Below are 15,288 nucleotides of genomic sequence, written 5' to 3' on the forward strand. Positions count from 1 at the left end.
CGGCTTTCGCCATTATGGCGAATACGGTCACTTATGCTTCAGAGCAGGTCCTAACTAATAGTGATGCTGCTGCGTTAATGGCAAAGGCAAAGGAAGGTGGCGTTTCACCCAGTCAGATCTCGGGTGTGTTATCAAAAATGAAAGGATATAAACCTAAGGATGCCATATACATTCCTTCTGGTGGGCTATACCTCTTTCAGGACGAACGTTCGCAGCTAATGGCAGTAACGACCGATGGCCGATACTCCCTTACTGGGGGAAGCCTTGTTGATGTAATTAAACGTAAACCTGTTCTGACTGTAGAAGAAATCAGGAATTCCTATTTTATTAGTCTTGATGAGGCCCCCTTCCCTCTGGAAACTGTAGCGTCCATTCCTCTGGGAAATTCAAAGCTTAAAAGACAAGCAGCCATTTTCATAACACTTGATTGTGACGGTTGCATGGAACTTGTTAAGAAATTCTATGCAGATCGGGACAAGTATCGGATAGATATTGTTTTAGTTCCCTCACCCGGTGAGCCAAAAGAAGAGCTTAGAAGGCTCTGGTGTAGTAAAGAAAAAGGAAAAATAAACAACCTCGATATTCTTCGTTGGCTAATGGGAAGCAAATCCGACATTGAAAAAAGATTGCTCTCTCAAAAAGAAGCAGAAGAATGTCCGGCGGAACCTTTGGTAGCGTCATTGATGCTCGCAGGAATTTATAAATTGCAGGGTGTACCTTCAGTTGTCAGACAGGATGGTTTGGCTGGTAATGGCATTCCAAAAGATTTCGACTACTGGTTGAACCAAAGCGTTGAACCTCTCTTAAAAAATCCATTTGAGACAAATTAAGGCTAGTTTATGAACATCAAAAGATTGGTACTCAGTGCTCTGGTTGTAGGTACATCCTCATATCTTACGGGGTGCTCCATCGGTAGTTCCGAATCCGAATGTCCAGGCATTGAAAAGGGCGTTATCTGTAAAGGTCCTCGCGAAGTTATGGAGTTAACTAATAATCGAGATGATCTGTCTGCACTGGCGGGGGAAGAGTCGGAATCGGGAAAGGAGAAATCGGCTGTCAATGACAGCCGTTATCCAACTGAAATTAGCCCTCCAGGGGAAGTCAAATATCCACAGTCTACTACCCTTAAAAATCAGCCTGTGGCTTATTCAAAAACCGAAATTAAGCCAGTTGGTCAGTTACCTGTCATGTACGATAAAACTTTAAAAATGGGTGCCCCTACTTCATCCATTGGACCACGGCCTATTTCTGGTGTACCGGTTAATTCAAACGTAAGGATGACTAGCAGTTATAGCACTGCCTCTTCAACTGGTAACCCTTTCGTTCATCCGGCTGCGGAAGTCGTTAAACAAACAAGCTATCCGGTTTCTGCTGGAAATGCCCCACGCTACGTTGCACCTAATTCTGATATCAGCCCTGGTAAGGATATGTACTCTCTTTACAATGGCCAGCCCGTTAACCCGACTCTCAACCCTGGGCAGATCCAGCAATACCGTTCGCAAGGTTATAAACAAGCTGTAGTGGCTCCTGAACCACTTGCTGTTCTGCAACAGGGGAAAGTAATGAGAATTACTTTTGCACCTTATACCGATGATAACGATGCGCTTAATCTTCCCGGCTACGTTTATGTCAACGTAAAACCGCAAACATGGATTGCTGGCAAGAATTCGACCTCAAACCCAGCTCGCATAGTTCCTTTAGAAGTACAGGATGCGGCCCGGGAAAATATGCAGCAGCAACAAAAAGCAACTAAAGCTGTCTCTTCGAACGGCATTGTTAGACAACTGTAAGGTCAAATATGGAAGCTATCAATAATTACAATAGCGGTTTAAATCGCCATCAATTAGGTGGGTTTATCCCTGTTTACGATCAATTAGCAGGGACTCACTATTTTTTGATTGATGGCAACAGATTAGGGTTTATGTTTATCTGTAATCCATCCCCTGGAGTTTTTGATAATCAGCAAGATGTTCTTGCTGAAATGTTCAAAATGGATTTCCCTACAGATACTGTCTGTCAAATATCTCTGACTGCATTGCCAGACCTGACTTTACAGCTTAGTGCTTGGTCAGCTGTGCGAGGTGGGCGTATGACTGGGAACGATAAGCTTAAAGCAGATCTGCTTAATGGTTATCAGTTGGACTACTACGACAGAAGTATGCATAAGCCTTTAAAACCTGATCATGATAACCTTATGTTGAGGGATTTTCAGGTATGGATCTCGCTATCGATTCCTTTACAGTCTGCCCTTCCTACCGAGCTGGAACATTCGCGTATCGATTCACTTTACTCTGAACTTGTAAGTAAGTTAATTACGATTGGATTGCATCCGTTTAAGGTCGATGCAGAAAACTGGCTCTATTGTATAGATAAGGTCGTAAACCCCGGAAAGAACTCCCGGTGGGCTGAAGGTTTCATAGACGTTAACACTATGAAAAGGCTTAATGAACAAGTTAACGTTCCCGGCCGTAAGTATACAGTCACAGAAAATCATTTCTCATCAGTCACACAAAGTGACGACGAATCTGAGCATCGTTACTTCAAACAACTTTCCGTTGTAAAGTTTCCTGAATACGTCAATTTCGGTTGTATGTATGAGTTAGTAGTTAACTGGATGCATGGACGTAAGACAATTTTCAGCCCATTTATGATCACTCAGACTGTTCAGTTTGCCGATCCGCTCAAGTTGTCAAAAGAAAACGTCCGCTACAAAGCAATCACTAATAAACAGGCAAGTATACCTTCAGTTGTCACATTCTGCCCTCGCCTGCGGGATATGGATAATGACTACATGGCCGTAACTCGCGAGCTTGAGGATGGCGCAAAGCTTTTAAGAGGGTATCTTACTTTCACTGTTATGGGTAGTAATGCCAATTCTGTGCAGACAGCAGCTAACGATCTCAAATCCTTTTACCTCGAAAGCCGGGTCAAAGTAGCAGATGATTCCTTTATCGTTTTCCCGTCATTTATGTCATGTCTGCCAATGTGCAATGACCCAAAGACAATTTTCGACCTTGACCGTTCCGAAGTAGTGAGCAACACCGGAGCGGCTCATATGACACCGATCTTTGGGCCCTGGAAAGGTAATACAGATAGACCAGTACTGAGTTTAGTTTCTCGTGAAGGTCAACTCATGGGACTTGATATTTTCAAGACTTCTGCAAGCTATAACATGGTTATTGGTGCAACGTCAGGTGCAGGGAAGTCATTCTGGACAGCATATCTAATCAATAACTATCTTGGAGCTGGACCGCGATCTAATAACCTCGTTCATTATCGCTCAACATTTAAGCATTTTTTAGAAAACGAATACCCAGATGATGATCCTGACGGTGCTCAAGTATTTGTTGTGGACGTGGGCCGTTCTTACCAGGGGATTGCGGAACAATATACAAACAGTCAATTTATTGATTTCGGTAAAACCCCTGACTTCACCCTAAATCCCTTTGCCTTCCTAACTGACATCACTGTTAACGACGATGTATTTAACGAAGCACCTGAATTTACCGGTGAATCAACTTCAAACGATGCAGAAAAAGACAAAGTTGCTCAGACCATAATGGTTTTGAATCAGCTAAAAATTATGGCTTCAGAGAAAGGCCTTATCGATGATTATCAACAATCAGTGATGCTTCAGCTTATTGCAGAAGAGTACCAAGAATCCAGAAAATCAGGTCGGACCGGTTCAATAACCGGCTTTGCTCTGCGTTGCAAGAAGCATGAAGACAAACGTATAAAGGATATTGGGGAGCAACTCGGAGCATGGTGCGAAGGTGGAATTTATGGGCACCGGTTTACCGATACGTTGCCTCCAATCAACTTCGACAGCAGATTTATTGTTTTGGAACTGGAGGAGCTAAAAGGCACCCCCCACCTTCAGACAGTTGTATTAATGTCTATCATTCAGGCTGCTCAGCATGCAATGTTCATCAAAAAAGATGGGCGTCGTCGCTTGTTCATCCTTGATGAAGCATGGGAGTACATTCGTCCTGATAATTCATCAGGTGCCGGAAATCAATCAAACCAATTCTTCTCTTCCTTCCTCGAAGCGGCATGGCGTAGGTTCAGGAAAACAAACTGCGCTGGCATCTGTATCACACAGTCGTTTGAAGATTATTTTACTTCTTCTGTTGGCCGGGCCCTGACTGCTAACTCGCCTTGGAAGATAATCATGAAACAAGAAAAAGAAAGCATTGAAGCAATGAAGGCTAATAAATATTTTTCTACTTCAGATGCAGAATATGAACGTATGAAAAATATTCGTACAGTCAAAAAGGTGTTTTCAGAGATGTTAGTCAGGTTCGAAAACTTCCAAGAGATCTGTCGGTTATACGTAGACCGGAAAATGGAGCTTTGTTTTACTACGGATAGTGCTGACAGGAGTAAATTATGGGAAATTCAAAGCCGCGAGAATTGTAGCTATGGCGAGGCAATAGAAATTCTCTATGCTCAAGAAGTAGCAGCGGGTTTGGCCGCGTAGAGTAAATATCTTCAAGCAAAAATAATTAAACCAGATGTCTCATAAGAATCTGGTTTTTTATTGTATGCCTTAAGTAAACAAATGAGGTTGTGACTTAATGAGTTCATCACTGTGCTGCAAATTTTGGTTTTATAATTAATGTGGTGTAAAAACAGTGACATAAATACAAATCGCAGTTAGGTTGTGTACGCATTAAGTAAACAAAATTTATAACTTCAATACTGACATTATAAGATGAAAATCACGTAAATTACATTTTTGTTTACCAAAGGTAATCAAAGTAGCGCGGCATTATTAGTGAAAACAGATCACTGGTGTCATTTTGCATACAAAACTTAATATCCTTTAATCATTCTTCTAAAAGTTTATTATTAACGGTTTGGTTTCTGAAAATTTATCCAATTTGCTCACCGAAGACTTTTAACTTATTTAACCCCCTTTATCGCCAAACTGTGATTTTCTAATGTTAGTCTACAGTTCTAGGGCCCTTGCTCCCATGATGCGAATCCTGCCACCTAATAAAGATTAACGCCTCATTCCTGTATGCCGGTCTTACGACGCCAGTGCACGGACTATTTTTGGTCATCACAAGGACAGGCGGGAGATTTAATCAGGGCGTGGTGTTGCTGAGCAGCAGCTGCGGCACTGTAAGCCGAAGGCGGAATTAACTCCTTTATCACCATCTGGGGACGTCATTATGGGTAGCCCTTTTAACTTGCTCAGGACCATTAAGCTAAAATTCCGGATAGCGATTGACGTAAGATTTAGGCTAAGCAGGTAAAGTGATCCCCGCTCCCGGGGTGACAACTTTATACAAAAGGCCGAGCGGAAGATTGTCCTTAGGGAATATTTCTTTAACACAGCACGGGCACTTACTCACGCTGCCGGATTTAACCCCCTTAATCGCCAAACTGGGGTTCTGTCCTCATGCTGGCCTTCAGTTCTGGGCGGGGTTGCTATCACTTGCTCCCTAATGCGAGATGTACCTGCTGATACAGATTAACGTCATATTCCTGCGTGCCGGTCTGCCGACACCAGTGCACGGGCTTTTTTCGGTCATCACATTACCGGGCAGGAGATTTTATCAGGACGTGGTGTGACTGAGCAGCAGCTGGGGCACTGTCATCCGCTTGCAGATTTAACCCCCTTAATCGCCAAACTGGCGTTCAGTCCTGATAGTGTCCTTCCGTCCTGGGCAGGGTTGCTAACACTTGCTCCCTTAATACGAAATGCGCCTGCTGATAAAGATTAAAGTCACATCACTGCATACCGGTCTGCCGACTCCGGTGCATGGCCTTTTCCGATAATCACAAGGACGGACGGGTGATTATATCTGTGCATAGTATGTCTGAGCAGCATCAGAAGGCACTGTCAGCCACTGGCAGATTTAACCCCCTTAATCGCCAAACTGGCGTTCAGTCCTGATAGTGTCCTTCCGTCCTGGGCAGGGTTGCTAACACTTGCTCCCTTACTACGAACTGCGCCTGCTGATAAAGATGAAAGTCACAGCACTGCATACCGGTCTGCCGACTCCGGTGCATGGCCTTTTCCGATAATCACAAGGACGGACGGGTGATTATATCTGTGCATAGTATGTCTGAGCAGCATCAGAAGGCACTGTCAGCCGCTGGCAGATTTAACCCCCTTAATCGCCAAACTGGGATCAGTCCTGATAGTGTCCTTCCGTCCTGGAGAGGGTTGCTAACACTTGTTCCCATGATACGAAATGCGCCAGCTGATACAGATTAACGTCTCATTGCCCATGCCGGTCTGCCGACACCGGTGCATGGCCTTTTCCGATATTCGCAAGCACAGATGCTTGATTTTTTCAGGGTGTAATATACCTGAGCAGCATCTGAAGGCACTTTCAGTCGCTGTCAGATTTAACACCCTTAATCGCCAATCTGGGATTTTATGATGTTAACCTCCAGTTCAAGACCCTTGCTCCCATGATGCGAACCTTGCCACCTGATAAAGATTTACGCCTCATTCCTGTATGCAGGTCTTACGACTCTAGTGCACGGACAATTTTCGGTCATAACAAGACCTGGCGGAAGATTTAATCAGGCGTGGTGTGACTGAGCAGAAGCTGGGGCAATGTCAGCCGCTGGCAGAAAAAACCCTTATTCGCCATCTCAAACCGTCATTATGGGTAGTCCTTTTAACTTTCTCAGGACCATTAAGCTTAAACTCCGTTTAGAGAATGACGTAAGATTTAGGCTAAGCAGGTTAAGTGATCCCTCTCCCGGGTTGAACACTATATTCATCGTACGAGCGGAAGATTGTCCTTCGGGAAATATTTCTTAAACACCGCTCGGGATCTTATTGCCACTGGCGGATTTAACCCCCTTAATCGCCATACTGGGGTTCTGTCCTGATGCTGGCCTTCAGTTCTGGGCTTGGGTTGCTATCGCTTGCTCCCATAATGCGAAATGTGCCTCCTGATACAGATTAACGTCATATTCCTGCGTGCCGGTCTGCCGACACCAGTGCACGGGCTTTTTTCGGTCATCACATTTCCGGGCAGGAGATTCTATCAGGGCGTGGTGTGACTGAGCAGCAACTGGGGCACTGTCAGCAGCTTGCAGATTTAACACCCTTAATCGCCAAACTGGGATTCTGTTCTGATGTTGACCTTCCGTTCTGGGCGGGCTTTGGTTTACTAACACTTACTTCCATAATACGAAATGTGCTTGATGATGCAGATTAAATTCACATTACTGCATACCGGTCTGCCGACACCGGTGCATGGGCGATTTCCGACGATCTCAAGAACATATGGGAGATTATATCAGGGAGAGTAGTATGCCTGAGCAGCATCTGAAGGCACTGTCAGCCGCTGTGAGATTTAACCCCCTTAATCGCCAAACTGGGGTTCTGTCCTCATGCTGGCCTTCAGTTCCGGGCTGGGTTGCTATCACTTGCTCACATAATGCGAAATGTACCTGCTGATACAGATTAACGTCATATTCCTATATGCCGGTCTGCCGACATCAGTGCTTGGGCTATTTTCGGTCAAAACAAGACCTGGCGAGAGATTTAATCAAGCGTGGTGTGACTGAGCAGCAGCTGGGGGCACTGTCATCCGCTTGCAAATTTAACCCCCTTAATCGCCAAACTTGGGTTCAGTCCTGATGTTGGCATTCCGTTCTGGGCGGCGTTGCTATCACTTGCTCCCATTATGCGAAAAGTGCCTGCTGATACAGATTAACGTCATATTCATGCATGCCGGTCTGCCGACACCAGTGCACGGGTTTTTTTCGGTCATTACAATACCGGGCAGGGGATTAAATCAGGGCGTGGTGTGACTGAGCAGCAGCTGGGACACTGTCAGCCGCTGGCAGATTTAACCCCCTTAATCTCCACACTGGGGTTGCCTCCTTAAGTTGGGTTTCATTTCGGGGTGAGGTTGCTAACTCTGCTCCCATAATTCGTAGTGTGCCTCCTCAAGAGATTAACACCTCATATCTTTAGACTGGACTGACGACAACGGTTCACAGTTAGGAAACGTATATCAGCACACCGGTGAGATAGATTTTAGGGTCTAAGCAAGAAATAGGGTAGGCGTGAAGATTCATTAATGGAGCTCTTAACTTCAAAGCGTAGAGAAGGAGACAAGAATCGTGGTTTAAACAGGTTGTGCATTAGGTATGGACTAGAGAGTCTGAGCTCACATCTGCAAGTTAAGCTCACAAAAAATCATAAAAAAGTAAACAAACATTAGCTTAAGATTGAAACTAAGGATAGAATTGTACGCATAACAAGGAAATGGACGCATTATACGTAAAGTTTACATATATGCGTAAAAGTCGGTTTTCAGTGCAAAAAGGTCATAACCATGAATTTACTTGAAAAGATCGCCCTCGTTGGTCAGCGCATGAAAAGCGAGCAGATTTCTCTAAAGGAATCTCTGATGGCTTCATCAAGAGTATCTGTTTCTGATGATAGTGTTGATGGTGTTGATAGACTGATCTATAACCACTGTTTGAATAAAAAAAATCTCTCTGATTTTTTTGGGAAGTCACGAGTAACGTTCAATAAAATACTTTCGGACTTAGAAGAAAAAGAACTTGTTGGTGCACCTATTTATCAAAACAAAAATCATCTTTACACCCGCTGGGATGTTCAAAAAATAATGGATGCCCTGGGTTATCCCAAGTACCGCGATCATTACTTTAGCAGAGCTATTGTTACTCAGAATCATAAAGGCGGTACAGGGAAAAGCACTACATCTGTAGCTTTAGCAGTAGCAGCTGCTTTAGATCTACAACTCAATGCACGTGTATTAATGATCGAATGGGACCCACAAGGTTCGATTGGAAGCAGCATGATTCAAAGTGTCTCAGAAGATGATGTCTTCCTTACAGCAATTGATGCAATCCTTGGAATTTATGAAGAAAATTCTGAGTATAAAAAATATTTAGATTCAGGATTCTCTGAAGAAGAAATCATCACTAATATGCCTTTTTCAACGCATCTGCCAAACTTGGACGTAATAACGGCTTTTCCGACAGATGCTCGTTTTAAAGATAAATACTGGCAATGTTCTAGAGAAGAACGTACGTCTTTGTTACTACGTTTCAAGGAAGTTATCTTACCGGTACTGAAGCAGAACTATGATTTGATTATTATAGACACTCCACCTGAAGATTCACCTTTGATCTGGGCTGCTGACGAAGCGGCCGATGGGATTCTTGTCGCAGTGTCACCACGTGAATATGATTACGCCTCTACTACAGACTTCATGCTTACAATAAGTGAAAGGTTTAAACAATCACCAAGTAAGGGCGACAATTTAAAATGGTTCAAAGTTCTTGCTGTCAATGTAGATGACAAAAGTCCATATGAAAGAATAGTTTTGGATAAATTAATCAGAACTGTTCAGGACCTTTTGATGTCCGCTAACATAAAAAATTCTGAAGCATTTAAGGCAGCTGCTTCCAAAGGGCGTACAGTGCTTGATATCAAAAAATCAGAGGAACTTTGTTCCGCAAAGCAGCTTGATGTCGCAGAAGAATCTGTATTACAGGTATATCAGCAATTTATAAATGAAATAAAAAGTTTTTCAGCTAAGCAAGGAGTTAACGCATGAGCGATGAGCAACATATCGGGAATGATAAATCTCGATATTTAAACGCACCAAAGCGGACAGAAGTCGGTCACCGTTCAGGTCTTGCGGGTTTGAAAACAGCACCTCGCATAAAAAAGTTATTCACTCTTCATAAGGGCCGGAGACTTGAAGCGGAACATGTGATTGTTCCAGCCCAGAGAGTGGAGAAGGAGACCTTAGTCCATCCAGCGAACCCACGAAATCAAGAAGCCCTTACAGATTATTCTGTTAGAGATATTCTTAAGCAGATTGAAGAAAGAGGGGTCGATACCGAAGGGATCGCTGTAAAAAGAGATGGGGTTTATTTATTAATAGAAGGAAGTCGCAGACGTTTCTGCTGTATAAAGGCAGAAAAGGATCTCCCCCTGTGGGTTCTTCCGGATGAACTAACCGAAGATGATATAAATTCAATTATATCCGCAGCACAAACATCTCGAAAATTTTCATATAGAGAAGTTGGGTTTCAATTTATCAAAAAAATGGAAGAAAAAGGATTTTCTACTAATGAAGAACTCGCAGCATATCTTGGGATTAGTCATGTATCGGTAGCCAAAAGAATCCAGGCGGCCCGTATTGACGAAACATTGATCTCTTTATTCCCGGATTATGAAGGAATCCCGAACTCCTATTATAGTCGCTTGTCTCGTTTACAGAAATATGTGCAAAAAAATCTATTTCCTTTAGATGAAGTAATAGATAATGTTAAAGAGGAAACAAAAGATTTAGACATTGGAGATCTCCAGGTTGCTCAAAAAGTTGTAATGGAAAAAATCACACAATCTGTGGAAAGTGTTTGTGAAAAAACTTATTCCACAAAATGGGAAACAAGTGATCTTATTACTTTTGATAACAAAGATAAGTATGCAAGAATCAGTAAAAACAATACTGGTAGAAAAATTCGCTTTGAATTCAATAGGATAAATGCGGGTTTTATTAAGGAACTAGAGGAGTTCATAAAAGAAAAATTAAAAGTATCAGAATAAATATTGAACTGCATCTTTATGATGCAGTTCATATGATTTATATTTTTAATTTCTTGTTATATTAATATGGGGTGTGCGCAGGTTCAGACATATAAGGTCTTAGTTCTATATGAACAGAAGCGCCATTCCCATCATTTACTACGTTTAAAGGTGCTTTTCCCGGCAATGACATAGTTGCAACGTCAGGTCCAGAAACAGCAAAATTATTTTCTGCTGAAGGCATTACTGTAAAAATCTTTATAGCAACATTTTCATGTCTAAATAATGAAATCCCAAAAGTAGAACCAGCTTCGGTATTGCTCACGTCCACAACCACAGGGGTTTTTCCTAGATATTCATTAGTTAGTATGTTTTTTACTAATGCCCCTTCCGGGACAGTATAGATACGGTATGGATATGCTAAAGCCGTGTGACAAAAACATATTAAAATAACAATTAATGTTTGTTTCATAGATTATCCTCATTCAAAAATAAAAGATATAACTCTTGAAAATCGTGGTTAGTAATTAGGTCCGCTTTTCCGGGAAAATCGTAACTAACAGAAAATAAAAGCGAAAGCGAATCTTTTCCTTTTGCTTTGGGAGAGATTCTGCTAAAAGCACGGTTAATAAACATAAGTTGATCTTCATTGTTGAAGCAAAGTCCAAGCATTCCAACCGTAGGAACTACGAATGTGCTTACGCTGCCTGGGGGCAAAAGTTGCTTACTACGGGCATTGTAAGCACAACGACTACCACCTAGCGTTAGGCCTGAAAGCTCAATAAAACTTCTGGTTCCATTCTTGGCGACAAGCCAAACATCAGTTCCTGAACTTTCGACACGTAAAGTAACTTTTCCGTCAGTAAAGGCCTCACTTTTATTGTATAGAATAGGGTCAAAACCAACTGTCGGGAGTTCTTCGATTTTACTTTCTACTGACTGACAACCAGTCAGTAATGCAAACAATAAAAGTGTGATAACTTTAATCATCCCGCTTCCTTAGATTGTTTTTGGCGCTCGTTATAAAAGATAATGATTCACCGGGGTAGAGAATTGTTTCTTTCGTCCAATAACCATAACCACCGAGGATATTTTTTCTTTTCTCAATATAAACGGGTTCAGAAAATACTAAATGTTGATATTTAGGAAGAGATAAGATTTCATATTTTCCTTGTCCAACTAAGAGGTAATTCTTCTCTTTAGGATTGATGGTTACTGGATTACCAACACTTTGAGGTATGTTAAGTTTTTTTATATTTAGGTCAGAATAGTCAGGAACGGACACTTGATCATTAGACGTATTTCCGGGAAGAGTAAACCCTTTACCCTGATCCGGTCCAAAGATGGCAATTATATCTTTGTTGTTTCTTGTGATCGAAACGATAGCCTGAAGGGGCGTATTAGCAAGGTCATTTATAAACGATATAGTTAGACTTGATTTTGGCTCGACCCAAACAATGCTTTTTCCGGATGTGCCTTCGCTTAATGCAATTTTTTCATTTAGTAAGATTTTATTTTTGGCAATGATATTATACTCAAGTTTTGGTATCACAATAAAAAGTGATTCTTTATTTGAAACATTCATGATTTCTAAGAAATTGGTTTTGGTCATGCTGGTCTTTAGAACAGGCCTATATTTACCATTTATAAACCACCTTCCGTTTATAAGCTCCGCTTTAGCAGATATAAGTGAATCACTTTTCTGTGCGGCAGAAGAAAAAGCATCTTTTCTATGCTCTTTCTCTTGATGTGGTGCAGCTGCTGCGTGAAGATGCAAAAGTAATGTTGAAATTGAGATAATCTTCCAATTTATCTTCATCTTATTACCTCAATGTTGTTTTCAATCGAATCGAGTTCTAAAGGATAGGTTTTAAGTGAATAAAACTTGTTTGTTGTTTGTATTAGCTGATGACACAATAAAACTGGATTGTTCTTCATGATTATTTCTACTAATGTAAGTGCTGGTGAGTCAGTTTGCGGTATACCCGGAGCAACTATTACCTGGTCTTCTAATTTTGACATATAGAGTGATCCAGTATTTATATGCAAACAATTACCGATCAGTACTGGAAGATTGTTTTGAGTACGACCATGGGCTTTTCGAATGCTGTTTACAGGATTCCTACCTAGGACCATAAGGTTGACGTCATTTATCATCATTGGTATTACGGCATGGTCCATACCGAATAGAAACTGGCTCTGAAAAATATTCACATTGGCATAGTTGAATGCTTGAAGCGCATTATAAGTATCAGTGAATGATGTGCGGATAGGGGCGTAATCAGAAGGGCAAACCCCAATTTTTATATCGCCTTTTAGTAAAATCTGCATCATCGTACCAAGCTGGGTATTAAGAAGTTTTTTTACCTCTTCCTCTAAATAGTAACGATTCACAGCTTTATGCCACTTTCCGCCCATTACACACCATCTCTCATTGAGGTATGTGCTGGGGTAAAATGTTCTCCGGTCTTTGTTTAATGGTAACAATTTTTTTAACATTTCTTCTCCGGCTCCGGCAGCTGAGAAATGCCTCACAAAACGTCCATCGAAAAAGCCACTGTTTATCGCCTTCATCAATTCTATGGGTTCCGGCCCATAGTCAAACAAATTTCCAGTAGAGAAAATTACTATCTCTTCTTCTGGCTTTGTAACTGATTGGATCAAGTTGCACAGCGCAGAGTAATGTCCATGAGGATCTGCCAGAAAGAAAATCCTTCCGGAGAAGTTTGTAAGGTCTATAGTTTGGACGTGCTCAGCTGCCATAAATTCCTCTACGTATGTTTACATCGATGATACGGTATTTCGAACTATGATTTTTTTACAAAAAGGCGTCATTTTGGATTCTAAGCCTAAGGACCTTTGTTACTTACAGGTAAAGGCCCCAGTCCTGGCTCTCAAACAGTTCATACTTAGGATGCAAAGTAACTTTCTGATTATAATTGGCTCCTTTATAAACATGGTTAATACATGAATACAGGAAATTTAACGGTAAGGTATTTAAAATGGAAGGATGCTGAAATAACATAGACTTACGTATTTTTTTAATAGTGTTAATGTTGATAATAGGTCACCATTAATGTATAAAGTTAATATCTAATATGGTCCTATTAATAAAAGAGAGTTTTTATGGCTGAACTATTAAAATCTGAAAGTCCTGTTTCACCATCAGTGCAGGATATCACTGAAGCTTTAAAAATCGTTGTCGATGATGGAAGTAAAGCTGCAAAACTGGTTTGTCTTAATGAAAGAAACGAATTAGTTCCCTTGCTTACACAAAATAGTTTTGTTCCAGATTTCCGTGTTCGCCATGAGGGTCTCAATCCTTTTAACTATCTTATTGATGGGCTGGAAAGGTTTTCGCATCACAGCGAATCTAGTAACTCACTGGAATCGACTGATGTATCTCACCAATACGATGAAATTAGCCGGTTAAATGTTCACCATGCACTTCATGCTTCTGGTTTAGTTCCTCAGGATGTTCACCTCTTTGTTACTTTACCACTTAGCCAGTTCTATACTGCTTTAGGGGAAACGAATATTGAAAATATTCAGAGAAAAAAAGATAATCTGATGAAACCAGTAGAGCGTTATCTTGACGGTAAACGCTATTCTTTTAACGTTTTGTCTGTGACTGTTTTCCCTGAATCTTTACCAGCTGTGACCCGGGCAGATGAAATTGAGGATATTGCTTCATTTGAATCAAGTTTGGTAATTGATCTTGGTGGTACTACTCTTGATGTTGCAAGTATTACTGGGCAATTAGAACAGATTTCGAAAGTAAAAGGTTTTGACCGTATTGGTTGTTCTATTGTTTACGATGAGATCAGCAGGTATCTTGAATCTGAGAAACTGAATACGAGTAATGCTTACATTCATCATCTTGTTGATAATCGTCATGATAAATCAGCTTTGAAGGTTGCAGAGGACAAGCGTGACGGTGTTTTTGATGCGGTAAACTCTGCGGTACAGAAGTTGCAAAGTAAAGTAATCAGAGCGGTTACACAAGTCGAAGAGAGGCCTCATAATGTTTTCCTTGTTGGGGGAGGTTCATATCTCATCGAAACAGCTATTCGTAAACATTTTGAAACGGCTAAAGTTATCATGGTAGACAATCCGCAGTTCGCATTATCTTTGGCAATTGCTGATACTATTTATTCAGAATAATGAGCTAGAACATGGCTAAATACCCTATCTCAAATAAGGCAGATAACGACCGGATTCAGATCCGGTCTTTCTGGATATCCGAAAGAAAAGCACCCTATGTTTATAGTTTCTTGAAAAAAACAGAACTTTGTCATAGGGGTGACCAACTGGATTTAATTAGGTCGGCTATTAGTACCGGGTTGGTATTAAATAATTTATTTCCTGACTTGGCAAATTTTATAAATGGTTTAAACGAAAGATTAACACTTGCAGATCTTAATAGGTTTCTGAATGATGGAAATACTATAGATACTGAACCTAAGCCTCCTATTAATGTATTGCTAGAGAATGTCTTAGATCAAAAGTTTAAGGAGTATTTAACACCTCTACAATTAGATAATTCAAAGCAGGATTCTGTTTCTGTAAAAGAAACCTTCCTTGTACAAAAGGAACATGCCTGCTTTGGTGTGAAGATTGAAAATGAGGGAAGCGATACCTCTATACCATCTGAAAGCCCACTTTCTTCAGGTGCATGGCTTTGTTGAATAAATCGAACTTTTGCTGAGTTGAAGGATCAGATCACGCATCTTCCC

At 41.2% G+C, this 15,288-nt stretch carries 12 protein-coding genes; 8 read left to right on the forward strand and 4 right to left on the reverse strand.

Annotation, left to right across the window (positions count from 1 at the left end; all coding sequences use genetic code 11):
- Window positions 1-77: 77 nt before the first annotated feature.
- The 6 genes from htdT (at window position 78) to ACOTX7_RS19960 (ending at window position 10,573) form a co-directional block, all read left to right on the forward strand.
- On the forward strand, window positions 78-830 hold the full coding sequence (gene htdT / locus ACOTX7_RS19935; protein WP_182911723.1) for a protein-disulfide isomerase HtdT: 753 nt from the start codon (window positions 78-80) through the stop codon (window positions 828-830).
- A gap of 9 nt (window positions 831-839) precedes the next feature.
- Complete coding sequence (gene trhV, locus ACOTX7_RS19940; RefSeq protein ID WP_001022588.1) at window positions 840-1,790, forward strand: IncHI-type conjugal transfer lipoprotein TrhV; 951 nt, start codon at window positions 840-842, stop codon at window positions 1,788-1,790.
- Between the two features lie 8 nt (window positions 1,791-1,798).
- Window positions 1,799-4,480, forward strand: coding sequence for a TraC family protein (locus ACOTX7_RS19945; RefSeq protein ID WP_000387412.1), 2,682 nt, complete (start codon window positions 1,799-1,801; stop codon window positions 4,478-4,480).
- Window positions 4,481-7,028: 2,548 nt separating this feature from the next.
- Window positions 7,029-7,190, forward strand: a complete 162-nt coding sequence (locus ACOTX7_RS19950) for a hypothetical protein (protein ID WP_001371949.1) — start codon at window positions 7,029-7,031, stop codon at window positions 7,188-7,190.
- 1,128 nt (window positions 7,191-8,318) lie between these two features.
- A complete protein-coding gene (locus ACOTX7_RS19955) occupies window positions 8,319-9,572 on the forward strand; it encodes a ParA family protein (RefSeq protein ID WP_001050364.1) in 1,254 nt (417 codons plus the stop codon).
- Window positions 9,569-10,573, forward strand: coding sequence for a ParB family protein (locus tag ACOTX7_RS19960; RefSeq protein ID WP_001278838.1), 1,005 nt, complete (start codon window positions 9,569-9,571; stop codon window positions 10,571-10,573). The genes ACOTX7_RS19955 and ACOTX7_RS19960 overlap by 4 nt, the downstream gene beginning before the upstream one ends.
- 61 nt (window positions 10,574-10,634) lie before the next feature.
- Here ACOTX7_RS19960 and ACOTX7_RS19965 read toward each other — a convergent pair whose 3' ends face one another.
- From ACOTX7_RS19965 to ACOTX7_RS19980, 4 genes are read right to left on the reverse strand one after another with little or no spacing between them, the layout of a single operon-like run.
- The gene (locus ACOTX7_RS19965) at window positions 10,635-11,024 is read right to left on the reverse strand and encodes a hypothetical protein (RefSeq protein ID WP_000815011.1); all 390 of its coding nucleotides are present in this window, start codon (window positions 11,022-11,024) and stop codon (window positions 10,635-10,637) included.
- Entirely contained in the window at window positions 11,021-11,542 is a 522-nt protein-coding gene (locus ACOTX7_RS19970) for a hypothetical protein (protein WP_000598517.1), read from the reverse strand. The genes ACOTX7_RS19965 and ACOTX7_RS19970 overlap by 4 nt, the downstream gene beginning before the upstream one ends.
- Complete coding sequence (locus tag ACOTX7_RS19975; protein WP_000700976.1) at window positions 11,535-12,371, reverse strand: hypothetical protein; 837 nt, start codon at window positions 12,369-12,371, stop codon at window positions 11,535-11,537. The genes ACOTX7_RS19970 and ACOTX7_RS19975 overlap by 8 nt, the downstream gene beginning before the upstream one ends.
- Window positions 12,368-13,315 carry a metallophosphoesterase gene (locus ACOTX7_RS19980; RefSeq protein ID WP_085013661.1) on the reverse strand — a complete coding sequence of 316 codons (948 nt, stop codon included), beginning with the start codon at window positions 13,313-13,315 and terminating at the stop codon, window positions 12,368-12,370. The genes ACOTX7_RS19975 and ACOTX7_RS19980 overlap by 4 nt, the downstream gene beginning before the upstream one ends.
- A 363-nt stretch (window positions 13,316-13,678) precedes the next feature.
- Here ACOTX7_RS19980 and parM point away from each other — a divergent pair, with 363 nt between their 5' ends.
- Both parM and ACOTX7_RS19990 read left to right on the forward strand, forming a co-directional pair.
- Entirely contained in the window at window positions 13,679-14,716 is a 1,038-nt protein-coding gene (parM, locus tag ACOTX7_RS19985; protein ID WP_000818954.1) for a plasmid segregation protein ParM domain-containing protein, read from the forward strand.
- Window positions 14,717-14,727: 11 nt separating this feature from the next.
- Window positions 14,728-15,240 (forward strand): hypothetical protein, encoded by a 513-nt coding sequence (locus ACOTX7_RS19990; RefSeq protein ID WP_001151875.1) that lies wholly within the window; start codon window positions 14,728-14,730, stop codon window positions 15,238-15,240.
- Window positions 15,241-15,288: the final 48 nt, after the last annotated feature.

This window comes from Enterobacter cloacae complex sp. IR5418 (assembly GCF_049238105.1).
GTDB lineage: Bacteria > Pseudomonadota > Gammaproteobacteria > Enterobacterales > Enterobacteriaceae > Enterobacter > Enterobacter hormaechei.

Coding starts and splice junctions, on each gene's coding strand:
- htdT (WP_182911723.1), top strand. CDS start 78: ATGGCAAAGGCAAAGGAAGGTGGCGTTTCACCCAGTCAGATCTCGGGT.
- trhV (WP_001022588.1), top strand. CDS start 840: ATGAACATCAAAAGATTGGTACTCAGTGCTCTGGTTGTAGGTACATCC.
- ACOTX7_RS19945 (WP_000387412.1), top strand. CDS start 1,799: ATGGAAGCTATCAATAATTACAATAGCGGTTTAAATCGCCATCAATTA.
- ACOTX7_RS19955 (WP_001050364.1), top strand. CDS start 8,319: ATGAATTTACTTGAAAAGATCGCCCTCGTTGGTCAGCGCATGAAAAGC.
- ACOTX7_RS19960 (WP_001278838.1), top strand. CDS start 9,569: ATGAGCGATGAGCAACATATCGGGAATGATAAATCTCGATATTTAAAC.
- ACOTX7_RS19965 (WP_000815011.1), bottom strand. CDS start 11,024: ATGAAACAAACATTAATTGTTATTTTAATATGTTTTTGTCACACGGCT.
- ACOTX7_RS19970 (WP_000598517.1), bottom strand. CDS start 11,542: ATGATTAAAGTTATCACACTTTTATTGTTTGCATTACTGACTGGTTGT.
- ACOTX7_RS19975 (WP_000700976.1), bottom strand. CDS start 12,371: ATGAAGATAAATTGGAAGATTATCTCAATTTCAACATTACTTTTGCAT.
- ACOTX7_RS19980 (WP_085013661.1), bottom strand. CDS start 13,315: ATGGCAGCTGAGCACGTCCAAACTATAGACCTTACAAACTTCTCCGGA.
- parM (WP_000818954.1), top strand. CDS start 13,679: ATGGCTGAACTATTAAAATCTGAAAGTCCTGTTTCACCATCAGTGCAG.
- ACOTX7_RS19990 (WP_001151875.1), top strand. CDS start 14,728: ATGGCTAAATACCCTATCTCAAATAAGGCAGATAACGACCGGATTCAG.